20 protein-coding genes are annotated in these 25406 nt (G+C 71.0%); 11 read left to right on the top strand and 9 right to left on the bottom strand.

Annotated features, from left to right (window positions below; genetic code table 11):
- The first annotated feature begins 3 nt into the window (after positions 1 to 3).
- The 5 genes from ABZU91_RS22215 (at position 4) to ABZU91_RS22195 (ending at position 6572) form a co-directional block, all read left to right on the top strand.
- Positions 4 to 996, top strand: a complete 993-nt coding sequence (locus tag ABZU91_RS22215; protein WP_355243512.1) for an ABC transporter permease subunit — start codon at positions 4 to 6, stop codon at positions 994 to 996.
- Complete coding sequence (locus ABZU91_RS22210; protein ID WP_355243509.1) at positions 993 to 1931, top strand: carbohydrate ABC transporter permease; 939 nt, start codon at positions 993 to 995, stop codon at positions 1929 to 1931. The genes ABZU91_RS22215 and ABZU91_RS22210 overlap by 4 nt, the downstream gene beginning before the upstream one ends.
- A 52-nt stretch (positions 1932 to 1983) precedes the next feature.
- A complete protein-coding gene (locus tag ABZU91_RS22205) occupies positions 1984 to 3624 on the top strand; it encodes an extracellular solute-binding protein (protein WP_355243506.1) in 1641 nt (546 codons plus the stop codon).
- 88 nt (positions 3625 to 3712) lie between these two features.
- Positions 3713 to 4402, top strand: coding sequence for a hypothetical protein (locus ABZU91_RS22200; RefSeq protein WP_355243503.1), 690 nt, complete (start codon positions 3713 to 3715; stop codon positions 4400 to 4402).
- Between the two features lie 43 nt (positions 4403 to 4445).
- Positions 4446 to 6572, top strand: coding sequence for an alpha-glucuronidase (locus ABZU91_RS22195; RefSeq protein ID WP_355243500.1), 2127 nt, complete (start codon positions 4446 to 4448; stop codon positions 6570 to 6572).
- A 9-nt stretch (positions 6573 to 6581) separates the two neighbouring features.
- Here ABZU91_RS22195 and manD read toward each other — a convergent pair whose 3' ends face one another.
- Entirely contained in the window at positions 6582 to 7790 is a 1209-nt protein-coding gene (gene manD, locus ABZU91_RS22190) for a D-mannonate dehydratase ManD (RefSeq protein WP_355243497.1), read from the bottom strand.
- 309 nt (positions 7791 to 8099) lie between these two features.
- Here manD and ABZU91_RS22185 point away from each other — a divergent pair, with 309 nt between their 5' ends.
- A complete protein-coding gene (locus tag ABZU91_RS22185) occupies positions 8100 to 9488 on the top strand; it encodes a PHB depolymerase family esterase (protein ID WP_355243494.1) in 1389 nt (462 codons plus the stop codon).
- Between the two features lie 109 nt (positions 9489 to 9597).
- Positions 9598 to 10932, top strand: coding sequence for an endo-1,4-beta-xylanase (locus ABZU91_RS22180; protein WP_355243587.1), 1335 nt, complete (start codon positions 9598 to 9600; stop codon positions 10930 to 10932).
- A gap of 207 nt (positions 10933 to 11139) precedes the next feature.
- Here ABZU91_RS22180 and sthA read toward each other — a convergent pair whose 3' ends face one another.
- From sthA to ABZU91_RS22160, 4 genes are all read right to left on the bottom strand, one after another.
- Positions 11140 to 12543 carry a Si-specific NAD(P)(+) transhydrogenase gene (sthA, locus tag ABZU91_RS22175; protein ID WP_355243491.1) on the bottom strand — a complete coding sequence of 468 codons (1404 nt, stop codon included), beginning with the start codon at positions 12541 to 12543 and terminating at the stop codon, positions 11140 to 11142.
- A gap of 53 nt (positions 12544 to 12596) precedes the next feature.
- A complete protein-coding gene (locus tag ABZU91_RS22170) occupies positions 12597 to 13619 on the bottom strand; it encodes a fibronectin type III domain-containing protein (protein WP_355243488.1) in 1023 nt (340 codons plus the stop codon).
- Positions 13620 to 13708: 89 nt separating this feature from the next.
- Positions 13709 to 14347: a response regulator transcription factor gene (locus tag ABZU91_RS22165; protein WP_355243485.1), complete on the bottom strand. Its 639-nt coding sequence runs from the start codon at positions 14345 to 14347 to the stop codon at positions 13709 to 13711.
- Positions 14344 to 15546, bottom strand: coding sequence for a histidine kinase (locus tag ABZU91_RS22160; protein WP_355243483.1), 1203 nt, complete (start codon positions 15544 to 15546; stop codon positions 14344 to 14346). Before ABZU91_RS22160 ends, ABZU91_RS22165 begins: the two co-directional genes overlap by 4 nt.
- A 147-nt stretch (positions 15547 to 15693) precedes the next feature.
- Between ABZU91_RS22160 and ABZU91_RS22155 the strand changes: the two genes are divergently transcribed.
- The 3 genes from ABZU91_RS22155 (at position 15694) to ABZU91_RS22145 (ending at position 20811) form a co-directional block, all read left to right on the top strand.
- Positions 15694 to 16452 (top strand): ABC transporter ATP-binding protein, encoded by a 759-nt coding sequence (locus tag ABZU91_RS22155; RefSeq protein WP_355243480.1) that lies wholly within the window; start codon positions 15694 to 15696, stop codon positions 16450 to 16452.
- Entirely contained in the window at positions 16449 to 18983 is a 2535-nt protein-coding gene (locus ABZU91_RS22150; RefSeq protein WP_355243477.1) for an FtsX-like permease family protein, read from the top strand. Before ABZU91_RS22155 ends, ABZU91_RS22150 begins: the two co-directional genes overlap by 4 nt.
- A 244-nt stretch (positions 18984 to 19227) precedes the next feature.
- On the top strand, positions 19228 to 20811 hold the full coding sequence (locus ABZU91_RS22145) for a DHA2 family efflux MFS transporter permease subunit (protein WP_355243474.1): 1584 nt from the start codon (positions 19228 to 19230) through the stop codon (positions 20809 to 20811).
- 56 nt (positions 20812 to 20867) lie between these two features.
- Here ABZU91_RS22145 and ABZU91_RS22140 read toward each other — a convergent pair whose 3' ends face one another.
- The 3 genes from ABZU91_RS22140 to ABZU91_RS22130 form a co-directional block, all read right to left on the bottom strand.
- Complete coding sequence (locus tag ABZU91_RS22140; protein ID WP_355243471.1) at positions 20868 to 21320, bottom strand: DUF5709 domain-containing protein; 453 nt, start codon at positions 21318 to 21320, stop codon at positions 20868 to 20870.
- A gap of 114 nt (positions 21321 to 21434) precedes the next feature.
- On the bottom strand, positions 21435 to 22319 hold the full coding sequence (locus tag ABZU91_RS22135) for an alpha/beta hydrolase (protein ID WP_355243468.1): 885 nt from the start codon (positions 22317 to 22319) through the stop codon (positions 21435 to 21437).
- Positions 22320 to 22431: 112 nt separating this feature from the next.
- Positions 22432 to 23355 (bottom strand): sigma-70 family RNA polymerase sigma factor, encoded by a 924-nt coding sequence (locus tag ABZU91_RS22130; protein ID WP_355243465.1) that lies wholly within the window; start codon positions 23353 to 23355, stop codon positions 22432 to 22434.
- A gap of 165 nt (positions 23356 to 23520) precedes the next feature.
- On the opposite strand from ABZU91_RS22130, the gene ABZU91_RS22125 reads away from it, so the two are divergent.
- Positions 23521 to 24264, top strand: a complete 744-nt coding sequence (locus ABZU91_RS22125; protein WP_355243462.1) for a DUF2071 domain-containing protein — start codon at positions 23521 to 23523, stop codon at positions 24262 to 24264.
- Between the two features lie 22 nt (positions 24265 to 24286).
- On the opposite strand, the gene ABZU91_RS22120 is transcribed toward ABZU91_RS22125, so the two are convergent.
- A complete protein-coding gene (locus ABZU91_RS22120; protein WP_355243459.1) occupies positions 24287 to 25264 on the bottom strand; it encodes an aldo/keto reductase in 978 nt (325 codons plus the stop codon).
- Positions 25265 to 25406 lie beyond the last annotated feature (142 nt).

Raw genomic sequence — 25406 nt, 5'->3', positions numbered from 1 at the left:
AGGATGACATCCGAGACGTTACGGCCACCGCCGCCGGCGCCACCCGACGCCGCGGTGGAGGCCACCGATCCCGGTCCACGCGCGCCCCGTCGGCGTCGCACCTGGCGACAGTCGCTGCGCCGGGACTGGCAGCTCTACTCGCTCGCCATCCTGCCGCTGCTGTTCTTCCTGGTTTTCCGGTATCTCCCGATGATCGGCAACGTCATCGCGTTCCGCCGGTTCAAGCCCGGCGGGAGCATCTTCGGTGAGTACTGGGTCGGGCTGCGGTACTTCCGGATGTTCCTCAGCGACCCGACGTTCTGGGACGTCTTCACCAACACCCTGGTGCTCGGGGCGCTGACCCTGCTGTTCTGCTTCCCGTTGCCGATCGTGCTCGCGCTGCTGCTCAACGAGGTGCGCGCCCGGCGACTGCGGCGGTTCGTGCAGTCCGTGTCCTACCTGCCGCACTTCCTGTCGATCGTGATCGTCGCGGCGATGGTCATGCAGTTGACCTCCGTCGACGGGACCGTCAACCAGATCGTGCAGGTCGCCGGCGGCGAGGCGGTGCCGTTCCTGCAACGCGCCGAATGGTTCCGGACGATCTACGTGTCGTCCGAGGTCTGGCAGACGGTCGGCTGGGGCACCATCCTCTACCTCGCCGCGCTCACCACCGTCGACGACGACCTGTACGAGGCGGCGCGGATCGACGGCGCCAACCGGTGGCGGCAGACCTGGCACGTCACGCTCCCGGGCATCCGGCCCACCATGGTGACATTGCTGATCCTCAACATCGGCACGTTCATGGCGGTCGGGTTCGAGAAGATCCTGCTGCTCTACAACCCGCTGACCTACCCGACCGCCGACGTGCTCTCCACGTACCTGTTCCGGATGGGCTTCGGGTCCAGCAACTTCAGCTACGCCGCCGCCATCGGACTGTTCGAGGCGGTCATCGGGCTCACGCTGGTCCTGACGGCGAACCTGATCGCTCGGCGCACGGTGGGGACGAGCCTGTGGTGACCGTCGACGCCACCGACACCCTCCGCGCGAGCGACCCACCCGTCCGCGCTCGGCCTCGCGGTATCCAGCAGGGCCGGGGCTATCGCGTGTTCCAGGTGTGCAACGCGATCGTGCTCACCATCGTGGTGGCGGCGACCCTGTTCCCGTTCGTCAACGTCCTGGCCCGCTCCCTCAGCGACGAGGGCTACATCATCGCCGGCCAGGTCAACCTCGTGCCGCGCGGGTTCAACCTGGACACCTACCGGCTCGTGCTGAACGACTCGCTGTTCTGGACCAACTACCGCAACACCGTCTTCTACACCGTGGTCGCCACGACCATCTCGATCGTGCTGACCACCTGCTACGCCTACGTGCTGTCCAAGAAGCACCTCCGGGGACGTACGGCTCTGATCGGCATCGCCGTCTTCACCATGTTCTTCACCGGCGGTCTGATTCCCAACTACGTGCTGGTCACCAGTCTGGGCCTGAAGAACAGCGTCTGGGCCATCGCGGTGCCCAACGCGATCAACGTGTTCAACCTCCTGGTGATGAAGGCGTTCTTCGAGTCCCTGCCCACCGACCTGGAAGAGGCTGCCGCCGTCGACGGCCTCAACACGTACGGCATCCTGCTGCGCATCGTGCTGCCACTGTCGAAGGCGATCGTCGCCACGATGGTGCTGTTCTACGCCGTGGCCTTCTGGAACTCCTGGTTCGCCGCGTTCCTCTACATGGACAAGCAGGAGCTGTGGCCGGTGACCGTCTATCTGCGCAACCTGATCGCCGGGGCCACCGGCGCGGAGAACGTCGGCGCGATCGCCGAGGCCGACGAGGTGCAGGCCGAGGCGACCCTCAAGTCCGTGACGATCGTGCTCACGACCCTGCCGATCCTCCTGGTCTACCCGTTCGTCCAGCGGTACTTCGTCCGCGGCGTGATGCTCGGCGCCGTGAAGGGCTAGCCAGCACGTCCACCTGTTCCTCCACCGAACCACCGAACCCGAAAGGACCGCCATGCTCCACCGATCGTGGCGCCGCGTCGCGACAGCGGTAGCCGTGCTGCTCACGGCGACCAGCATCGCCGCCTGTAGTGATGATCCGTCCGACGCCAAGGACCTGTCGGAGAACCGGGCCGGCGCGATGTCCGACTACGGCATCGGCAAGCAGTTCAAGGCGAGCGAGCCGGTCTCCTTCTCCCTCCTGTACAACAACCACCCGAACTACCCGCTGCGCGAGGACTGGCTGTTCTGGTCGGAGCTGAAGTCGCGGGCCAACGTCACCCTCACGCCGGTCGCCGTGCCGCTGAGCGACTACGAGCAGAAGCGCAGCCTGCTGATCGGCGCCGGCGACGCCCCGATGATCATCCCGAAGACGTACCCGGGGCAGGAGGACGCGTACGTGTCCTCGGGGGCGATCCTGCCGGTCAGCGACTACCTGGACCTCATGCCGAACCTGCAGGACAAGATCTCCCGGTGGAACCTGAAGCCCGAGATCGACGGGCGGCGGCAGGAGGACGGCAAGTTCTACGTGCTGCCCGGCCTGCACGAGAAGCCCTGGCAGGACTACTCGGTGGCGATCCGCACCGACATCCTCGACGAGTTGAAGCTGAGCACGCCGAAGACCTGGGACGAGCTGTACACGGTGCTCAAGGCGATGAAGGCCAAGTACCCGGACGTGTACCCGTTCTCGGACCGGTGGAGCAAGCCCAACCCGGCCGGCAACCTGCTCAACATCCTGGCCGTGTCGTACGGCCTGCAGGGTGCGGGCTGGAACTTCCAGCACACGAGCTGGGACGCCAACGCCAAGAAGTTCGTCTACACGGGCGCGAGCGACCCGTACAAGCAAATGCTCCAGTACCTCAACAAGCTGGTGAAGGAGAAGCTGCTCGACCCGGAGAGCTTCACCCAGACCGACGACCAGGCCCGGCAGAAGCTTGCCAACAGCAAGTCCTTCGTGATCAGCGCCAACGCCCAGGCCGTGGTGAACGACTACCGGCCGGACCTGGCCAAGACCAACCCCAAGGCCAGGATCGCCAAGATTCCGCTGCCGGTGGGGCCGGCCGGTGAGGTCAACCCGGCCAACCGGCTGGAGAACGGCGTGATGATCTCCGCGAAGGCCCGCGAGAGCAAGAACTTCGTGGCGATGATGCAGTTCATCGACTGGCTCTGGTACTCCGACGCCGGCCAGGAATTCGCCAAGTGGGGCGTCGAGGGGAAGACGTTCGTCCGGGACGCCGCCGGCAAGCCCAAGCTGGCGCCGGACGTCAACGTCATCGGGCTCAACCCCAAGGCCCCCAAGCACCTGCAGAAGGACTTCGGCTTCTACAACGGGGTCTTCGCGTACGGCGGCAAGCCGGAGTTGGTGCAGGGCTTCTTCGCCCCGGAGGAGCAGGAGTTCCAGAAGGTCATGAACGCCCGCACGCCGGTCGTCGTGCCCCCGCCGCATCCGTTGACCGACGAGGAGCGGGAGCAGGCGTCCCTGTGGGAGACGCCGCTGAAGGACGCCGTCTACCAGGCGACTCTCCAGTTCGCGCTGGGCCAGCGGGACCTCGCCCAGTGGGACGCCTACGTGGCCGAGCTGAAGGGCAAGAACATGGACGCCTACCTGACCATGGTGAACAAGGCGTACGACCGCTACCAGAAGGACCACCGCTGAGGTGTCGGCCGGTCCGGTGACGCGCCCCGGACCGGCCGACCACGGCAATCCGCGCGGGAATCGCCTGCCGACCGGGAGGAGTAGGACAGTGAACGACACGGCGCCTACCCGGCGGCAGCTCGGCGACGGACCCCTGTCCCGGTTCGCGTCCCGCGTCTACATCCTGCTCGTGGTCGAGGTGCTGCTCCTCCTCACCACGCTGCCCGGCCTGCTCCCGCTGCTGCTGCTCGACCGCGACCCCAGCAACCTGCCGCTGGTCGCGCTGTTGCTGACACCGGTCGGGCCGGCTGTCTCCGCCGCCCTGTACGCCCTGCGCCACCAGCGGCCCGACCTGACGGACCTGCGACCCGCCGCGCTGTTCTGGCGGGGCTACCGCGGCAACGTCGGTGGCGCGCTGCGGGTCTGGACACCGGCGCTGGCGTGGCTGACGGTGCTCGCGCTCAACCTCGCCTACCGCGACGCGGTCGGCCTGCCCACCTGGTGGGTGGTCCCGCTGGTCCTGGTCGCGGTCGGGGTGGCTCTCTGCGCGGCCAACGCGCTGGTGATCACCTCGCTGTTCCAGTTCCGCACCCGTGACGTCCTACGCCTGGCCGTGCACTTCCTCGTCCGTACCCCCGGGGTCTCCGTCGGCAACGCCCTGCTGCTCGGCGCGGCGGCCGGGATCACCGCGGTCTTCTCCGAGGGGGTCCTGGCGCTCCTCGCCTCGGTCGTGGTCCTGGGGGTCCTGCGCGTCGCCGACCCGATGGTCGACCTGATCCGGAAGGAGTTCACCGCATGAGCCGCTCCACGACCGCCGAGGTGATCGTCACGCGGAGGGACGCGTGAACGCGGACTTGGAGGAGACGGTGTTCGTGGCGGAGCCGCCCGACGTCGAGGACCCGCGCGTCCACCCCGCGTGGCTGCCGCCGGAGGCGTTCCGGGCCCTCGGCGCGCGGCGCGTCCTCGTGCACGGCGACGGGCTGCTCGTCGACACCGTCCTCGACGAGGTGACGCGCGCCTGCACGCGCTACGGCGGTCGGGTGTGGCATTCCCCCTCCTGGGACGTCGACGTCGACCTGGTGCTCACCCTTCGCGGGGCGCCCGAGCTGCCCAGTTCCGCGGTCGAGGCGGCCCGTTCGGCGGGGGAGGCGGCGCTCGCCGACATGGGCGACGGCGAGACGCTCGGCGACGAGGGGTTCCTGCTGGCCCGCAGCGGCGAGACGACGGTGGTGCTGGCCGACGCGCCCGCCGGCCTCCTGTACGGGCTGTTCCACGTCGTACGGCTCTGCGCGGCAGCCTTCGACCCGGCCCGTCCACCCGAGCTGCACCGACCCGCGCTGCGCCGACGCATGCTGAACCACTGGGACAACGTGGCCGTGCATCCGGTGATGGGCCAGGTCGAGCGGGGGTACGCCGGTGGCTCGATCTTCTGGGCCGGCGGTCGTCCGCGCGGGGACCTGACCCGCATTCGGGAGTACGGACGGCTGTTGGCGGCCAGCGGGATCAACGCGATCTCGGTGAACAACGTCAACGTGGGTCGCGCCGAGGCGCTGTTGCTGACCGACCGACTCGGCGACGTGGCCCAGATCGCGGACGTGCTGCGCCCGTACGGCATCCGGGTGCACCTGTCGGTCACCTTCGCCGCGCCGATGGTCCTCGGCGCGCTGCCGACCGCTGACCCGTTCGACGAGGAGGTGCGCGCCTGGTGGGCGGCCACCACCCGGCGGGTGTACGAGCGCATCGACGACTTCGGCGGCTACCTGGTGAAGGCCGACTCGGAGGGGCAGCCCGGCCCGTTCACCTACGGACGCGACCACGCCGACGGGGCGAACCTGCTCGCCGAGGCCCTCGCCCCGTACGGGGGAGTGGTGCACTGGCGGGCGTTCGTCTACAACCACCACCAGGACTGGCGGGACCGGTCCACCGACCGGGCGCGGGCCGCGTACGACCACTTCGCCCCCCTCGACGGGCGGTTCCGTACCAACGTCGTGCTCCAGGTGAAGTTCGGCCCGGTGGACTTCCAGACGCGGGAACCGGTCTCGCCGGTGCTCGCCGCCATGCCGGCCACCCGGGTCGCGGTCGAGGTGCAGGTCACCCAGGAGTACACGGGTCAGCAGCGGCACGTCTGCCACCTCGGGCCGTGCTGGGGCGAGGTGCTGAGCTTCGCGCCCTGGGGCCCCGACGGGCGCACGATCGCCGACGTGGTCACCGGCGAGGCGGGCAAGGGCGGAGGCCTGGTCGCGGTCGCCAACACCGGTGACGACCTCTTCTGGACCGGGCATCCGCTGGCGCAGGCCAACCTGTACACGGTCGGCCGGCTCGCCTGGAACCCCCGGCTCGACCCGACGGCGATCCTCGACGAGTGGATGACGTTGACGTTCCCACCGTCGGCGACCGCCGATCCGGAGCTGGTCCGGCGGACGCTGCACGAGATCATGGACGACTCGTGGCACACCTACGAGCGGTACACCGCCCCGCTGGGTGTCGGCTTCATGGTCCATCCCGGCGACCACTACGGCCCCGACGTCGATGGGTACGAGTACTCGCGCTGGGGCACCTACCACTTCGCCGACCGCGACGGCGTGGGCGTGGACCGCAGTCGCGCCTCGGGCACCGGCTTCGCCGGCCAGTACCCGCTGTACTGGGCCGAGGTGTACGAGTCGACGCGGACCTGCCCGGACGAGCTGCTGCTGTTCTTCCACCACGTGCCGTACACGCACGTCCTGCACAGTGGATCGACGGTCATCCAGCACATCTATGACACCCACTTCGCCGGCGTCGAGGAGGTGGCCGTGATGCGGCGTCGGTGGCAGACGCTGAACGGGATGATCGACCCGGCCGTGTACGAGCGGGTGGCCGAGCGCCTCGACGAGCAGGTGCGCAGCGCCACCGAGTGGCGGGATCAGATCAACACGTACTTCTTCCGCAAGTCCGGGGTGCCCGACGCGCGGGGACGACGCATCTACTGAGCCAGCGGTTCACCAGGGGTGCACGGTCCCGTCCTCCAGCCGGTTGACCGGCAGGTACGCGGGCGCGTACGGGAAGCGGGCCGCCGCCTCCTCGTCGATGTCGACGCCCAGCCCGGGCGCCTCGGCGGGGTGCAGGTAGCCGTCGGCGAAGTGGTAGCCGTGTGGAAACACCTCGTCGGTCTGCGCGGTGTGCCGCATGTATTCCTGGAGGCCGAAGTTGGGGATCGAGATGTCGAGTTGCAGCGCGGCGGCCATGCAGATGGGGGAGAGGTCGGTGGCGCCGTGTGAGCCGCTGCGGACGTGGTGCAGCGCCGCGAGGTCGAAGATGCGCCGCAGGTGGGTGATCCCGCCGGCGTGCACCACGGTGGCCCGGATGTAGTCGATGAGCTGCTCGCGGATGAGCTGCGCCGCGTCGAAGACGGTGTTGAAGACCTCGCCCACGGCGATCGGCGTGGTGGTGTGCTGCCGGATCAGCCGGAAACCCTCCTGGAGGTCGGCGGGGACCGGGTCCTCCATCCAGGTCAGGGCGTACGGCTCCAGACTCCGGCCGAGCCGGGCCGCCTCGATGGGCGTGAGCCGGTGGTGCACGTCGTGCAGCAGCCGCAGGGTGGGGCCGAACTCGTCGCGGACCCGCGCGAAGACGCTTGGCACGTGCGACAGGTAGCGCTGCGTCGACCAGGTGGCCTCGCTGGGCAGAGCGGCGTCGGCCGGCTCGTAGAAGAGCTTGTCGGCGCTGACCCCGTACGTCTGGGGCAGACCTGGCACACCGCACTGCACCCGGACCGCCCGGTAGCCGAGGTCGACGTAGCGGGCGACCTCGACCAGCACCTCCTCGACGGTCTCGCCGTTGGCGTGGCCGTACACCGTGACGCCCTCGCGGGACCGGCCGCCGAGCAGTTGGTAGACCGGCAGGCCCGCCACCTTGCCCTTGATGTCCCACAGGGCGGTGTCCACCGCGGCGATCGCGCTCATCGTGACCGGACCGCGCCGCCAGTATGCGCCCTGGTAGAGGTACTGCCAGGTGTCCTCGATCCGCGCCGGGTCACGGCCGATCAGCAGCGGCGCCACGTGGTCGCGCAGGTAGGACGCGACGGCCAGCTCCCGCCCGTTCAGGGTGGCGTCACCGACGCCGGTGACGCCCTCGTCGGTGACGATCTTGAGGGTGACGAAGTTGCGGCCCGGACAGGTCACGATGACTCGGGCGTCGACGATCTTCACTCGATCTCCTTCGTGCCCGCGGGAGTCGGGTGAGGACGCTCGCAGGGGGGTGCACGCGAGGACGGTCTGCTTATCGGGAACGTGCCGATAATATCCCGGCGTCGGCCGGTGGCGCAGGGTCCCGCCGGCCCCGGAACCGGTGCTGGTGACCGCGTAATGCCTTACGCCGAAAGGTTTCCGGAAGCCTTGACAATCGAGTGTGCTCGATTGAAGCTGACATCGGTCACGCGAGCCGCGGTCACGGTCGGGCGAAGGGCAGTCCTCGACTAACCCCCTTCCATGCGCCATGTCCCCGAGGGATCGCGAACCATGACACTGAAGACAAGGCTGCTCGGCGTCCTCACGGCCGTCGCGACAGTCGCCGCGGCCGCGCTGGCGTTCGCCACCCCCGCGTCGGCCGCGACGCTCACGCAGGTGACCGGCTTCGGCAACAACCCCACCAACCTCCAGATGCACCTGTACGTCCCGGACCGGGTGGCGTCGCGCCCGGGGATCCTGCTCGCCCTGCACTACTGCACCGGCACCGGCCCCGCCTTCTACTCCGGCACGCAGTACGCGTCCCTCGCCGACCGGTACGGCTTCATCGTCATCTACCCGTCGGCGACCCGCAGCAGCAAGTGCTGGGACGTGGCCTCGCCGCAGGCGCTGCGCCGGGGCGGGGGCAGCGACCCGGTCGGGCTCGTCTCGATGATCGACTACGTCAAGCAGCGGTACTCCGCCGACCCGGACCGCGTCTTCGCCACCGGCACCTCGTCGGGCGCGATGATGACAAACGTCATGCTCGGTGACTACCCGGACGTGTTCGCGGCGGGCGCGTCCTTCGCCGGCGTGCCGTTCGCCTGCTTCGCCACCGGGGGCACCTCGGAGTGGAACAGCCAGTGCGCGAACGGGCAGCTCATCAAGACGGCCCAGCAGTGGGGCGACCTGGTCCGCGGGGCGTACCCCGGTTACAGCGGCCGCCGACCGCGGATGCAGATCTGGCACGGCACGAGCGACGACACCCTGCGCTACCCGAACTTCGGCGAGCAGGTCAAGCAGTGGACCAACGTGCATGGTCTGAGCCAGACCCCGACGTACACCGACTCTCCGCAGTCGGGATACACCCGCACCCGGTACGGCAGCAGCGGCCCGATGGCCCCGGTCGAGGCGATCAGCATGCAGGGCGTCACGCACAACATCCCCGTCGACGCCGCCCAGGTGATCCGCTTCTTCGGCCTCGACGGCACCGCCCCGCCCACGACGCCTCCGCCGACGACGCCGCCTCCCACGACGCCGCCGCCGACCACGCCGCCTCCGACGACGCCTCCTCCGACCACGCCGCCGCCGACGACACCGCCGCCGACCACGCCGCCTCCCACCACGACGCCACCGCCCAGCGCGGGCGCCTGCCGGGTCACCTACACGGTCAACGCCTGGAACAACGGGCTCACCGCGAGCGTGAGCATCACCAACACCGGCACCACCGCGGTGAACGGGTGGGCGCTGACGTTCACCCTGCCCAGCGGTCAGAGCATCACCGGTGGCTGGAACGCCGCCTACTCGCCGACGAGCGGTGCGGTGACCGCCCGCAACGTCTCCTACAACGGCACCATCGCACCGAACACGTCGGTCGACATCGGCTTCCAGGCCACCCACACCGGCGACGCCGGCAAGCCCACGTCGTTCGCCCTCAACGGTGCCGCCTGCTCGGTCTCCTGACCCCACCGCACCCCATCCGCAAGGAGTCACACGAATGGGAAATACGAGATGGAGGGCGGCGTCGAGAGCCGCCATCGCGCTGGCCGGGGCAGGCGCGCTCGCCGCCGGCATGGCGCTGGTCCTGACGGCGCCCGCCGCCGCCGGGACCACGCTCGGCGCGTCCGCCGCCGAGAAGGGCCGCTACTTCGGTACGGCCGTTGCCGGGTTCAAGCTCTCGGACAGCGCGTACACCACGATCCTGAACCGTGAGTTCAACATGGTGACGGCCGAGAACGAGATGAAGATCGACGCCACCGAACCGCAGCAGAACCGGTTCAGCTACGGCTCGGCCGAGCAGATCGTCAACCACGCCCGCAGTCGTGGCATGCAGGTACGCGGTCACACGCTGGCCTGGCACGCCCAGCAGCCGAGCTGGATGCAGGGCATGAGCGGAAGCGCCCTGCGGCAGGCGATCCTGAACCACGTGACGCAGGTGGCCACGCACTTCCGTGGGCAGGTCTACTCCTGGGACGTGGTGAACGAGGCGTTCGCCGACGGCAACTCCGGCGGTCGGCGCGACTCGAACCTCCAGCGCACGGGCAACGACTGGATCGAGGCCGCGTTCCGTGCCGCACGGGCTGCGGACCCGGGCGCGAAGCTCTGCTACAACGACTACAACATCGACAACTGGACGTGGGCCAAGACGCAGGGCGTCTACAACATGGTCCGCGACTTCAAGTCCCGTGGCGTGCCGATCGACTGCGTCGGCTTCCAGTCGCACTTCAACAGCGACTCCCCGTACGTCAGCAACTACCGCACCACACTGTCGAGCTTCGCGGCGCTGGGTGTGGACGTGCAGATCACCGAGCTGGACATCGAGAGCGCCCCGGCGAACACGTACCGGAGCGTGGTCGAGGACTGCCTCGCGGTGGCCCGCTGCAACGGCATCACCGTGTGGGGCATCCGGGACAGCGACTCGTGGCGGTCCTACCAGTCGCCGCTGCTGTTCACCAACAGCGGCCAGAAGAAGCCCGCGTACGACGCCGTGCTCGCCGCGCTGAACAGCGGCACCACCCCGACGACGCCGCCGCCCACCACGCCGCCGCCGACGACCCCGCCGCCCAGCGACCCGCCGCCCACGACTCCACCGCCCACCACTCCGCCGCCCGGACAGGGTGATTGCTTCGCCTCCGTGACGGTGAACCAGTGGAACGGCGGCTTCGTGGCGAACGTACGGGTGACCGCCGGCTCGTCGGCCCTCAACGGCTGGACCGTGACGATCGACCTGCCGTCCGGCGCGACCGTCACCAACGCCTGGAGCGCCACCAACAGCGGTAGCACCGGTACGACGACCTGGACGAACGTGTCCTACAACGGCCAGGTCGGCGCCGGCCAGTCCACCGAGTTCGGCTTCCAGGGCACCGGCACCGCCGGCACCCTCAGCCCAACCTGCGCGCCAAGCTAACCCCCAACCCCAACCCCACCCCCCCGGGTCCCACCCCAGTCCCCGGAGGTCCCCCGCGCCAAGCGCGTTGATCATGAAGTTATTGCCACGACACGCCGACGAGGGCGGCAATAACTTCATGATCAACCGGGGTGGAGGGCCGGGGTGGAGGGCGGGGGAGGGCCGGGGTGGGGGCGGGGGGAGGGGCGCCCGGGGGCGGGGCGGGGGTTAGCCGTCTATTCGGGTTATGTTGCGGATCTTGTTGGAGGCGTCCAGGGCGGCGACCTTGTACGCCTCGGCCAGGGTCGGATAGTTGAACACCGCGTCGATCAGGTAGTCGATCGTGCCGCCGCAGCCCATCACCGCCTGACCGATGTGGACGATCTCGGTGGCGGCGGTGCCGAACACGTGCACCCCGAGCAGCCGGCCGTCCTCGGGGGAGACGAGGAGTTTCAGCATCCCGTACGAGTCGCCGACGATCTGACCGCGCGCCAACTCCCGGTAGCGGGCGATGCCCACCTCGAACGGCGTGGACGCCTCGGTCAGCTCGGCCTCGGTCTGGCCGACGAAACTGATCTCCGGGATCGTGTAGATGCCGATGGGTTGCAGGCCGAGCATCCCCCGGATCGGTTCGCCGCAGGCGTGCTGCGCGGCCAGCCGGCCCTGCTCCATCGAGGTGGACGCCAGCGCCGGGAAGCCGATCACGTCGCCGACTGCGTAGATGTTGTCGACAGGGGTGCGGTAGTTGGCGTCGACGGTGATGCGGCCGCGTCGATCCGCCGTGAGGCCGGCCGCCTCCAGGGCCAGGTCGTCGGTCTGGCCCTGTCGGCCGGCCGAGTACATGACGGTGTCCGCGACGATCTTCTTGCCGCTCTTGAGGATGCACAGCGCCGCCGTCTGGTGCTTCTCCACGGCGGCGACCTCCTCACCGAAGCGGAACGCCACCGACAGGTCGCGCAGGTGGTATTTGAGTGACTCGACGACCTCGTCGTCGCAGAAGTCGAGCATCCGCTCGCGGCGCTCGACGACTGTCACCTTGGTGCCGAGGGCGGCGAACATCGACGCGTACTCCATGCCGATCACGCCGGCGCCGACCACGACCATGCTGCGGGGTACGGCCTGGAGGTTGATGACGCCGTCGGAGTCCACGATGGTCCGCTCGTCGAAGTCGACGCTGTCCGGGCGGGCCGGGCGGGTGCCGGCCGCGATGATGGCCTTGTCGAACGTCACCTTGGAGTCGCGCCCCGAGCCGGCATCGACCCAGATGGAGTGGGCGTCCGCGAAACGCCCGGTACCGGTGATCATCGCGACGCGGTTGCGGGCGAGCTGGTTGCGGATGACGTCGGTCTGCCGGGTGATGACGTGCTGGGTGCGGGCGGCCAGGTCGCTGACCGTGATCTCCTCCTTGACGCGGTAGCTGCTGCCGTACAGGTCGCGCTGGCTCAGGCCGGTCAGATAGAGCACAGCCTCGCGCAACGTCTTGGACGGGACGGTGCCGGTGTTGATGCACACCCCACCGAGCATGTCGCGGCGGTCCACGATGGCAACCCGCCTGCCGAGCTTGGCGGCGGCGATCGCGGCCTTCTGACCGCTGGGTCCGGAGCCCAGCACCAACAGGTCGTAGTCATACACGATCGTTAGCGTCGCAAGATGTCGCCGCCGACACCAGACCCCGGATGCGAGCGTTACTCGTCTGCCGCCACGCAGACGCCGCCGTTCAACGTGATCTCCTCCGGCAGTTGCGTGCCGCTGGCGATGACGCCCAGCGACACGGTGCCGCCGGGCCTGATCAGCGCGTTGTGGCTGGTGTTGCGGACCCGCAGGTAGCTGTTGTCGGGCCGGTCGACGACCTGCGCGCCCCAGAGGGCCCGCACCTGCTGGCTGGCCCAGAACCGCCAGGTCATCGTCCAACCGTTCACCGCCGTCGTGCCGGTGTTCTCGACGGCGAGGTACGCCACGAAGCCGTCCGACCACTGTCGGACGACGGTGCGGACGGCGCAGCTCGGCGGGGGCGGCAGGGTGGTCACGGTGACCGGCGGGGACAGCGGCGACCAGTTGCCCGCCTCGTCGCGGGCGCGGACCACGAAGGTGTACGTGGTGTTCGGCGTCAACCCGCTGACCTGGGTCATGGTGGGCCTCGGCGGGAACTGGTACAACTCCCTGACCAGGGTCAGCTGACCACCGGCGTCGACCCGGTACACCTCGTACCGGTCGAGCACGACGTTCTCGGCCGACGGGGCCCAGCGCAGCCACACCAGGGTCGCGGCGACGTCGTACGCGACCGGCTGGCCCGGCGCGCTCGGCGGCTGGGTGTCACCCGGTGGCATCGTCACCCGCAGCGTCGGGCTCGACGGTGAGCGGTTTCCCGCCGCGTCCAGCCCAGCCACGCCGAAGGTGTAGGTGCGCGACGGCCCGAGGTCGGTGATGCGGATGCTGTTGGTGCCTGTCGACCACGTCCGGCCGTTGTCCTCGAACATCGCCGAGACCGCGTAGCCGACCACTCCCACATTGTCGGTCGACGCGGCCCACGTCAGCTCGACCGAGGTGGTGTCGATGGCGGTGACCGTGATCGGGCCGGGGGCGGTGGGTCGCTCGGTGTCGTCGGCGGCGTACGCCGGACTCGGGCCCAGCATGGCCGTTGCGGCCACCAGCGCGGCGACGACCAGGGTAACGGCCCGTGGTCGGGGCCGCGTTCGGATTGGGTGCACGATGAATCCCTCGCCTCCGGTTGTCCGCAGCGGGCCGGCGATTCACTGCCGTGGATTTTAGGGCAGCGGGCGACGCGAGGATGCCCCGTCTAGGTGACCAGGCGGCGTTCCCAGACCCAGGCGGCGATCTCGACGCGGTTGCGGGCCGGAAGTTTCGTCTGGACGCTGGCCAGGTGGGTCTTGACCGTGCCGACGGCGATGAAGAGCTCGCTGGCGATCTCGGCGTTGGTCAGACCCCGGGCCACGAGCCGCACGACGTCGAGTTCCCGTGGGGACAGACCCGCGTCGTCGCGTGGCGCGGTGGGCGAGCTGAGGTGCTCCAGCAGTCGTACGGTGATGGACGGGCTGATCAGCGCGTCACCGGAGACGGCGGCGCGGACCGCCTCGACGAGCAGCGCCGGCCCGGAGTCCTTCAGGAGGAATCCGCAGGCGCCGTTGGAGAGCGCGGTGTGCACGTACTCGTCGAGGTCGAAGGTCGTGACCACGACCACCCGCACCGGGTCGGCGACGCCCGGCCCGGCGAGCAGGCGCAACGCCTCCAGGCCGTCGAGGCGGGGCATCCTGATGTCCAGCAGCACCACGTCCGGGCGCAGCCGCCGGACCATCTCGACGGCGGCGACCCCGTCGGCGGCCTCGCCGACCACCGCCATGTCCGGCTGCGCTCCGATGATCATGCTGAAGCCGGTCCGGACCATCGCCTGGTCATCCGCGATCAAGACCCGGATCATCGCGCCACGGCCGACCGCAGCGGGAACGCGGCGTCGAGCACCCAGCCGCCGGCGATGCCCGGTCCGGCGGTGATCGTGCCGCCGAGGGCGCGTACCCGCTCGGTGAGGCCAAGCAGGCCGAAACCGTGCCCCCTGGCGGGAGGCGTGCGTGGGCTCGCGCCGTCGTCGGCGACCCGGACCAGGAGCCAGTCCGGCGTACGACGCACGGACACGGCTACCGACCGGGCGTCCGGCGCGTGCTGACGGGCGTTGGTCAGCCCCTCCATCACCACCCGGTACGCCGAGGTCGACACCTCCACCGGCAGCTCGTCGAGCGGACCGTCGACGTACAGCCGGGCCGGCGCGTCGGTCGTGCCGTTGTGGCCCTCCAACAGGGGCGCGAGGTCGGCCACGCCGGCCAACGGGGCCAGCGGCGCGTCCGGCGGGGCGTCCGGATTGCGGAGGACACCGACCATCCGTCGCATCGAGGCCATCGTCTCGGCGCCGGCCCGCTCGATCTGCTCCAGGGCCACGATCACCCGCTGTGGGTCCTGCTCGGCGACGAACCGGGCGCCCTGGGCCTGCACCACGATGCCGGTCACGTGGTGGGCGATGAAGTCGTGCAGGTCACGGGCGAACTCGGCGCGCTGCTCGGCGCGTACCAGGGCGATGGCCCGCTCCCGCCCGGCGGCGACGACGCGCAGGTAGATTCCGACGGCGGCAGCGCCGACCGCGCCGAGCGCCTGGAGCAGCCCGAAGATCACGTAGACGAGGTCGGTGCCGGCGCGCAGCGGCTGCGCGGCGGCGGCGAGCGCGGCGACCACGGCCGCCCACGGTGCGAGCCGGGGGGAGCCCCACCGGGTCACCACGAACACCACCGCGATCATCCCGGCGGACTCGGCCAGCCCCCAGGTGCCGCCCAGCAGAATGAACCGGCTCGTGCTGAGCACCAGGAAGCCCAGAGTGACGGCGAGGGAGATGACGCCGAGCACGAGCGCCGCGATCGGCAACGACCGGGAACCCTGCCGGTGCACCGGCAGCCAGACCACCGTGGTCGCCGCCGCCATCCCCACCTGTAACAGGGCGCGCAGCGCTTCGGCCATGCCCATCCCGCTGTAGAGGCCGTACCGCAGGTCGAAGGCACAGAGCAGGGCCAGCGCCGCCAGGCCGGCGAGCTGACCCAGGCGTACCCACCAGGTTGAGAATGTCGGCGCGTTCATCGTGACCCAGCGTAGCCACGTGGGCGGCGCGGGCAGATCGGCCGAAAGGCAGACCCGACGCCGGTGTTCCCCGACCGCGGGCCGATGCGGCTCCCCTGCGGCGCGGGCGAGGCTTCCCCGGTCACGTCACAGCCACTGGAGGAACCCATGACAACCCACGCCTCGCCGCCGACCGGGCAGGCGGCCGTCGCGGCCGTCGACCTCGTGAAGGTGTACGGCAGCGGCGACACCGCCGTCCGCGCCCTGGACGGCGTCTCGGTCGGCTTCGGTCGGGCCGGGTTCACGGCGATCATGGGCTCCTCCGGGTCCGGCAAGTCGACGTTGATGCACTGCCTCGCCGGCCTGGACACGGCCACCTCCGGGCGGGTCCTGCTCGGCGGCACGGAGCTGACCGGCCAGTCCGACCGCACACTGACCCGGGCACGCCGGGACCGGATCGGCTTCGTCTTCCAGTCGTTCAACCTGCTGCCGCAGCTCACCGCCGCGCAGAACATCACCCTGCCGCTGGACCTCGCCGGCCGGGAACCCGACCGTGAGCTGTTCGCGCACCTCGTCGACGTGCTGGGCCTCGGGCAGCGGCTCGGGCACCGGCCCAGCGAACTCTCCGGCGGCCAGCAACAGCGGGTGGCGCTGGCCCGGGCCCTGGTGTCGCGGCCCGAGGTCGTCTTCGCCGACGAGCCGACCGGCAACCTCGACTCCCGCTCCGGGGCGGAGGTGCTCGGCATCCTGCGCGACTCGGTACGCGACCTGGGCCAGACGGTCGTCATGGTCACCCACGATCCGGTCGCCGCCGCGTACGCCGACCGGGTGGTGCTGCTCGCCGACGGTCGGATCGCCGGCGACATCGCCGCGCCGGACCAGGGTGCGATCACCGAGGCGCTGCGCTCCCTGGCGGTGGCGGCATGAGGGCGACCGTGCTGCGTACCCAGGTGAGCGCCGCGGCCCGACGGCCGGGACGGCTTATCCTGACCGGCCTCGCGATCCTCGTCGCGTCGTTCGTCGTCTTCGGCACCGTGCTGGCGCAGGACATCACGGAACGGACCGCGCGGGACAACCTCAGCGGCACACCGGCCGGCACCGACCTGGTGATCGGTGACCCCGAGCAGCCGCCACTGGCCCTGACGGAGTTGCGCGACGTCCGTGCCGTGCCGGGCGTCGCCGAAGCGGTGGGTCGGGTGGCGATCGGTGTCTCCGTCGCCGGCGGGTACGTCAACCTCGAGGCCGACCCGGGCGTCGGCCCGCTGGCGACGGTCCGCCTCGTCCAGGGGCGCTACCCCGAGCGGCCCGGCGAGATCGCGGTGAGCCCGCGTACCGTCGAGCGGCTGGGGCTGACGGTCGGCACGGTGACCACCGGGACGGGCGGCGACCTCAGCACCGGCGCCCCGCTCACCGTCACGGGTGTGGTCGACACTCCCGTCGACGGCGGCACCAACGCGTACGCCCCGGACGACGCCGTGATCGCGTGGGGTCACCTGAGCGGCGTCGAGCGGATCGACCTGCGGGCGGCGCCGGGCGCGGTGCAGGCGGTGCGCCAGCGGGTGAGCGCGGCGGTCCCGGCCGACCAGCCGGTCCGCTCGGGCGCCGAGGTACGCGACGCCGAGGCCGATGCCGCGGCCGAGCAGGTCGGGAAGCTGTTCGCGCTGGTCGGCATGTTCGTCGCGATCGCGGTGGCCGCCGCGGCCCTCGTGGTCACCTCGACGTTCCGCATCGTCTTCGCCCAGCGGATGCAGCACCTCGCCCTCCTGCGCGCGGTGGGTGCCGGCCGGAGCACGTTGGTGGGCGCGCTCACCGCCGAGGGCGCCCTCACCGGGTTGGTCGCCGGCGTCGTCGGGGTGGCCGCCGCCCTGGCCGTCGGGCAGGCTCTCCCACCCATTCTGCGCGCCTTCGGCGCGGTGGTGTCGTCGCCTGGCCTGCCGCTGGGGGCGGCGGTCGCGGTGGTGCTCGGCGCGGTCGTCCTCACCGTGGTGGCGGTACTCGCTCCGGCGTTCTCCGCCGCCCGGGTCTCGCCGCTGGAGGCGTTGCGGGCGGCGAGTGTCACCGCCGGGCGGCGCGGCATCGGAGCGTCGCGTCTGGTGTCCGGGGCGCTGCTGATCATCGGTGCGCTGCTGGCCGGCGTAGCGGCGGTGCGTCGCATGCCGACGCCGGGGCAGGAGTCCTACGACCCGACCACGGGTCTGCTCCTGCTGGTCGCCTCGGGTGCGCTGGCGTTTCTCGCCCTGGTCGCCCTCGGGCCGTTGCTGGTGCGTCCGGTGCTGGCCGTGGCGGGCTGGCCGCTGCGCCAGCTCGGCGCGCTGGGTCGGCTGGCGGTCGGTGGGATCGGTGGGACCCCGCGGCGGGCCTCCGCCGTGTCCGTCGTGGTGGCGCTCGGGGTGACGCTGATCTCCGGGGTGGTCATCGGCGGCGCGTCCATGCGGGTCGTCGCCGACCGGGACATGGCGCTCTCCGCGCCGGCCGACTACGAGGTCGCCGGGGAGGCGGGTACGACGCTGCCGGTGGCTGTCCTGGCGCGGGCGCGGGCGGAGAGTGGCGCGCTGACCCGGGTCGTGCCGTACCGGATGGTCAACGACGTCGCCCTGCTGCGCGGCGGAGAACGCCTCGGTGGGGCCGAGGCCGGATACTCGACCACCGACCTCGACCTGTCGGCGTTGCCGACCCTCGCCGACCTGGCCGTGGCCCAGGGCAGCCTCGCCGACCGTGGGCCAGGCCGCGTCGTGCTCGGCGACTGGGTCGCCCGCACCGCCGGCCTGCGCGCCGGCGACACGGTGACTCTCGGCCACGACCGGTCGACTGTCGACGTGCGGGTGGCGGCGATCCTGCCCGACCGTGGCCCCCTGTACGCGGGCATCCTCGCCGACCGCGCCGACCTCGACCGGATCGGCGGGCCGACGGCGTACACCGGTCTGCTGGCGGACGCGGCGCGTGCGGGCGAGGACGGTCGTGCCGCCGGGGTGCGGGCGCTGCGGCAGGCGGTCGGGACCACCGCCGGGCTGCACATCAGCGTGCTCGCCGACGAGCGGGACCGCAACGACGCGGTGCTGAACGCCCTGGTCTGGATCACCGCCGGTCTGGTCAGCCTGACCGTGTTGATCGCCGTGGTCGGCGTGGGGTCGACGACCGCGCTCTCGGTCGTGGAGCGGGTACGCGAGTCCGGCCTGCTGCGCGCCGTCGGCCTGTCCCGGACCGGTCTGCGCGCGATGCTGACCGTCGAGTCCGGCCTCTACGGTGTGATCGGGGCGACCTTCGGTCTGCTGCTCGGCGTCCCGTACGCCTGGTTGGCGGTACGGGCTCTGGGCCTCAACGCGCCGTTGTCGCTGCCGGTGCTGCCGCTGGTCGGGCTCTTCGCGGCGCTGGTCGGGCTGACCGCCCTGGCGGGGGTGCTACCGGCTCGGCGGGCGTCCCGGGTCAGCCCGGTGACGGCGCTGGGCGTCGAGGGCTGAGCGGCGCTCTCCCTGGCTGGGCGGCGAGGTCTCGCACCCGACACCCCGCCGACCGGCTCCAATCCGACGGCCGATCGGTTTCCGCCACGCGGTCGTCACGAAAACGGGCGGCGACCCGTCACAGTCCCCGGATAGTCTGCCTCCGCGCGTCGTCGCCCCGGCACGTCGCGTCCCGCGCCTGGTCGGCGCGGCGATCGCCGCCACCGCCCACCATCCGCCGGATCAACCGACCTCAGGAGAGTTAGTGACACAGCAAACCGTCGCGACATCGGACAAACTCGACGCCGCGGTGCTCAAGGTGGCGGGTGTCGTCGTCCTTGGCGCGATCATGTCGATCCTCGACGTGACGGTGGTCAGCGTCGCGCTGCCCACGTTCCAGAATGAGTTCGACGCGTCCTACGCCCGGGTGGCCTGGACGATGACGGGCTACACGCTCGCCCTGGCCACGGTGATCCCGCTCAGCGGATGGGCGGCCGACCGGTTCGGGACGAAGCGCCTCTACATGGTGGCGCTCGCCCTGTTCACGATCGGGTCCGGGCTCTGCGCCACCGCGGACTCGATCGGCGAGCTGATCGGCTACCGCGTCCTGCAGGGCCTCGGCGGCGGCATGCTCATGCCGCTGGGTATGACGATCATGACCCGGGCGGCCGGGCCGCACCGGATCGGCCGGCTGATGGCGGTCCTCGGTATCCCGATGCTGCTCGGCCCGATCGGTGGCCCGATCCTCGGCGGCTGGCTGATCGACACGGCGAGCTGGCACTGGATCTTCCTGATCAACCTGCCGATCGGTGTCGTCGCCCTGATCTACGCGCAGATGGCGCTCCCCAAGGACGCTCCCGAGCCGTCGGAGTCCTTCGACTTCCTCGGCATGCTGATGCTCTCGCCGGGTCTCGCGCTCTTCCTCTACGGCGTCTCGTCGCTGCCGGAGGCGGGCACCTTCTCCGCGACCAAGGTCTGGGCTCCGATGCTGGTCGGCGGCGTGCTGGTGGTGGCGTTCGTGCTCTACTCCTTCAAGCCCCGGCACCCGCTGCTCGACCTGCGGCTGTTCCGCAACCGCAACCTGACCATCGCCGCGGCGACGCTGTTCGTGTTCATCATCGCGTTCATGGGCGCCGGCCTGCTGTTCCCGAGCTACTTCCTGCAGGTGCGCGGCGAGTCGACGTTGGCCGCCGGTCTGCTGATGGCTCCGCAGGGCATCGGCGCGATGATCACCATGCCGATCGCCGGTACGCTCGCCGACCGGGTGCCGATCGGTCGCACCGTTCCGTTCGCGTTGGCCCTGATCGTGATCGGGTTCTTCGGGTTCACCCAGGTCGACCCGCAGACGTCGTACTGGCTGCTCGGTGGGTCGCTGTTCGTGATGGGCCTCGGCATGGGCGGCACGATGATGCCCATCATGACGTCGGCGCTGCGGACGTTGCAGGCGCAGGAGGTCGCGCGCGGCTCGACGCTTGTCAACATCCTGCAACAGATCGGCGGCTCGGTCGGCGCCGCGGTGATGTCGGTGATCCTGACCAACGAGCTGAACGGCTCCCGCCCGATCCCCGGCCTGGTCGACGAGAGCGGCAAGCCGATCACCGAGGCCGGGCTGGCCATCGCCTCCCAGCAGCGGCCGGAGCTGCTCACGCAGATGCCGGTGGATCCGTCGATCATCGAACGGGGTCTCGACTTCGCCGCGAAGTCGTTCGCCCACACCTTCTGGGTGGCGTTCGCGCTGGTGCTGCTCACGTTCGTGCCGGCCGCCCTGCTGCCGCGCCGGCGTACGCCCGCGCAGCCGCTCGGCGACGAGCAGACCGACCTGCCCAAGACGCCCGTCGTCATCCACTGACCGACGCGCCCGCCGCGCTCGACGCCCGTCCGGTGTCGAGCGCGGCGGTGCGTTGATCAGCGCAGGGGACCGTCGCCAGCCCCGTCGGGGTCCTCGATCACGTGGACCGCTGCCTCCTCGGCGCTGGCGCCACCCGCGTCGATGCCGGCGTCCCACGCCACCGACTCGGCCTCGTCGTCCTCGCGGACGCCCTCGTCGTACTCGACGAGACGGCCCGCGCGCGGCTCGGCCTCGTACCCGCGACGGGTCAGCTCGTCCTCGTCGTCGCCACCCTCGGCGTACGGGTCGACGTCCGGCTCCTCCTGGGCGAGGTACTGGTCCAACGACTCGCCCGCCCGCTCCTCGGCGGGGGTGGTGCCGAACCGGTTCGCCGCCGTCCAGTGGTCCGCGGCGACGATGCCGGTGTCGAGGGGGTCGCCGACGCGGTTGTCGTCGAGGGTGTCCGAGGCGTCCAGCACGCCGTCGTCCTCGACCACGTTCCACTCGTCGACGGAATCCGTCTGGCTCACGGCAGTTTCTCCTTTGTCACAGCGCAGCGAAGCGCCAAGCCTATGACCGTGCAACGCCGCCGGCTCCCGAGGCCTGCCCGTTGTGACGAACCGACCTCGGGGGCGGCACGAGCGTCACCGCTTCAGCAGCTCCACCACGGCCTCGGTGAACTCCGTCGGCTGCTCGACGTGCCCGAAGTGCCCGCTGCGCTCCAGCACCACCAGGCGCGAGTCCTTGAGGCCCGCGTGCAGCTCCTCGGCGTAGCGGGGGCCGCAGATGAAGTCGTACGCGCCGACGATCACCACGGCCGGCGCGGCGATCTCACCGAGCCGGTCGCGCACGTCGAAGGGCGTCGGGTCCTGCGCGCGCGCCGGCGCCGCCCAGGCCCGCAGACCCGCCTGCAACGGGGCGAACTCGGCCCGCCGGGCCCAGAAGTCCGCGAAGTACACCGGCAGCGCCTCGCTGAGACCGGCGCTCAGCGACTCGTCGTCGGTGGCGGCCAGGGCCCGCTGGAGAGCTGCCGGCACGGCCGCCGCCTCCGGGTGCTCGGGGTGCCGCAGCGGGTACGCGGCGAGGCCCTTCATCGCCTCGGCCCAGAACTCGGCGCCGGTGACGGGCGAGGTGTCGTACAGGACGAGGCCGGCGACGCGGTCCGGCTGCTGCAAGGCGTACCGCTGGATGACGAAACCGCCGTACGAGTGCCCGAGCAGGTAGACCCGGGGCTCACCGAGATGTGTGACGACCGCGTCCAGGTAACGGACATAGGTGTCCATCCGGTAGTCGTCGCGGTTGTCGAGGCGGCCCGACGCGCCCGTGCCGACCGGCTCGACGTACACCATGGTGAAGTGCTCTTCGAGGCTCGGCGTCCGCAGGTAGGCCCATTCGATGCCGGGGCCGCCCGAATGCGCCACACACACCGGGCCGGTGCCGGCGACGTGGTAGACCTGTCGCACCCCGTCGACGGTGAACGTGTGGGCGCCCGGCGCGAGCGCGCCGACGTCGTGGCGGGTGGAACCCATGAAGTATCTCCCGATCCGTGGCCCGTGCGGCATGTGCCGCGACGGTGAGTGGTGGCTGACACGGACCAGATGCGCGGGTCGGGGAGAAAGTTCGCTCTGCTCGGGAACTTCCTCAGGCCCGCGCGGGAACGGGATGGAACAGGGTGAGCTGGCGCACTCTCCCGCCGCGTAGCACCTGCAACCACAGAGCCGTGGGCGGGCAGTGCTCCGGGTTGTCCGGCGGACTGATCAGGTCGGTCTCCCAGAGCAGCACGTCGCCGCTGGACACGACGGTGCGCAGCCGCTGCCGTACCCCGGCTTGCAGGTCGCTGGTCATGCCGTGGACCGCCAGGTCCCGGCCGCCGCGTGGGCCGCCCGGGACGATCATCTGGGCGTCGGGCCACCAGGTGTCGTCGACCACCCGGTCGAAGTCGCCGCGCATCGCCGTGGAGATCATGTCGCGGCCCTCGCGCCACCGGGCGTCGGCGGCCGCCCGGACGTCGGCGTGCGCGGCGGTCGCCGCCGTCCGCAGGCCGCCGGCGAGGGCCCGCCGGGCGTGGCTGAGGCGGCTGCGGACGGTGCCGACCGGCACGCCGCACACGGCCGCGATCTGCTCGTACGACGAAGCTTCGCTGAAGTAGCGCAGCAATGTGACCATGCGGTCCGGCTCGGACAACTCGCTGATGGCGTGCCACACCCAGTCGCGCAGCGCGCCGGAGTCCAGCGCCTCCTCCGGGGTGGGGCCGGTGGCGGGCCGGGCGAACCAGTCGGGGTCGGCGACCGGCACCGGACGCGGTCCACGCAGGGCCATCCGGGCGTTGTTCCGGACGATCGTGCGCAGCCACGGGCCGACGGCGGCCTGGTCGTGGACCTCGCCGATACGCCGCAGCGCGGTCACCATCGCGTCCTGCACGGCGTCCTCGGCGTCCGGTCCGTACCCGAGCAGGCTCACCGCCACCGCCCGCATGCCCGCCTCGTGCCGGGTCAGCAGCACGCCGAGCGCCGCCGCATCGCCCGCCCGCGCGAGCGCGACCAGGTCGGCGTCGTCCACCGTCATGACCGGTTCCTCCCCGAAACGCCAGTTCTGAACAGGTCTGCTCGCCCAAGGGTACGGCGGACCGGCGCGACCATCCCCGGGGCGGAGCGGTCCTTCTCCGCAGCCTGCGGGATGGGCGAGGGCGCACGCGCGCGCCGGTCCGGACGACTGGGTCAGGATGGGGGCGTGGAGATCGAACCGGTCGACGGCGCACCCCGGCAGGCGTTCCGCTGGGCGCTCCTGCGTCAGCGCTGGGAGGACCTCACCTTCCTGCACTGGGCCGTCGCGCCGGAGGTCGTCGCGCCCCTGCTGCCCGCCGGCACCGCGCCGGACACCATCGGCGGGGTCAGCTACGTCGGGCTGATCGGCTTCCGGATGGTCGGGCTGGGCTTCGGCCGTGGCCCGGGCGTGCCGTACTTCGGCACCTTCGCCGAGACGAATGTCCGGCTCTACTCGGTGGACGACACCGGGCGGCGTGCCGTCGTGTTCCGCTCGCTCGACGCGTCCCGCCTGGTGCCGGTGCTCGTCGCGCGGGCGACGCTGCGTCTGCCGTACCTCTGGTCCTCGATGCGGTTGGACCGCGACGGTGACCGACTCACCTACCGGTGCCGGCGACGCTGGCCGGGGCCAGCGGGTACGACGAGCCGGATGGAGGTCCGGGTGGGGGAGCGCATCGCCGATCCCACCGGAGTCGAACACTTCCTCACCGCCCGCTGGGGGCTGCACACCCGGGCGTACGGTCGCACGCTGCATCTGCCCAACTGGCATCCCCGCTGGCCGTTGCACCGGGCGGAGCTGCTGCGCCTGGACGACGAACTGGTCGCCGCCGCGGGCCTGCCGCCGCCGGTCGGGCCGCCGGTCAGCGTGCTCTACTCGCCCGGCGTCGGTGTGCGATTCGGGCCGCCCGTCGCGCTCCGGCGGCCCGGCTGAGTGACGCCGGGCCGCCGGTCGCTCAGTAGCGGCCGCCCTCGGGGGCGGGCAGGGCGTCGAGGTCGGCGAGCTCCTGCGCACCGAGCCGCACGTCACCGGCCGCGCAGTTGTCCACCAGGTACTTCGGTGTCTTGGTGCCGGGGATCGGGATGACCCGATCGCCCTGGGCCACGACCCACGCCAGCGCGACCTGCGCGGGGCTGACGCCGGCCCGCTCGGCGATCTCCCGGACCTGGCCGACGATGGCGAGGTTGGCGCGCAACGCCTCCTGCTGGAAGCGCGGCAGGCCACGTCGGAAGTCGTCCGCCGGCAGGTCGTCGAACGAGGCGAATCGTCCGGTGAGGAAACCCCGACCCAGTGGAGAGAAGGGCAGGAAGGCGATGCCCTGCTCGACGCAGTACGGCAGCACCTCGGCCAGCGGGTCCCGGGTCCACAACGACAGCTCGGACTGCACCGACGCCACCGGGTGCACCGCCTGGGCCCGCTCGATCTGGTTGACCGTCACCTCGGACAGGCCGATCTGTCGCGCCTTGCCGGCGGTGACGACCTCCGCCATCGCGCCCCAGGACTCCTCGATGGGCACCTCGGGGTCGACGCGGTGCAGTTGGTAGAGGTCGACGTGGTCGGTGTCGAGGCGACGCAGGCTCTCGTCGATCGCCGCGCGGATGTGCTCCGGCCGGCCGTTGTTGCCGATCTTCGGTGAGTTGCCGGGGCCACCGGTCGGGGAGGTCGCCACCAGGCCGACCTTCGTCGCCAGGACGGCCCGCTCCCGGTGGCCGTCGGCCAGCGCCCGCCCGACCAGTTCCTCGTTGGTGTACGGCCCGTACACATCGGACGTGTCGATAAGCGTGGCGCCCAGTTCCAGCGCCTGTCGGATCACGGCGATCGAGGTGTCGTCGTCGCGAGGGCCGGTGATGTCGTATCCGTGGCTCATGCCCATGCACCCGAGGCCGATGACGCCGACCTCGGGTCCCGCACTGCCCAGCGTGGTGGTTCGCATGGGCACCACGCTACGTCCGCCGTCCGCGTTCCGCCTGCCGCCCGGCCTGGTGCCCACCGCGTACCGAGCACGCCGCCGGAGTGGGCGCGGGTGGTGCGAATCGGTCCAGCCTAGAATCGACAAAGCTCACTCTTTTGTGCGG

It is taken from the genome of Micromonospora sp. NPDC005174 (assembly GCF_040608495.1).
Lineage (GTDB): Bacteria > Actinomycetota > Actinomycetes > Mycobacteriales > Micromonosporaceae > Micromonospora.
This window is presented reverse-complemented; position numbering and strand designations above follow the sequence as displayed.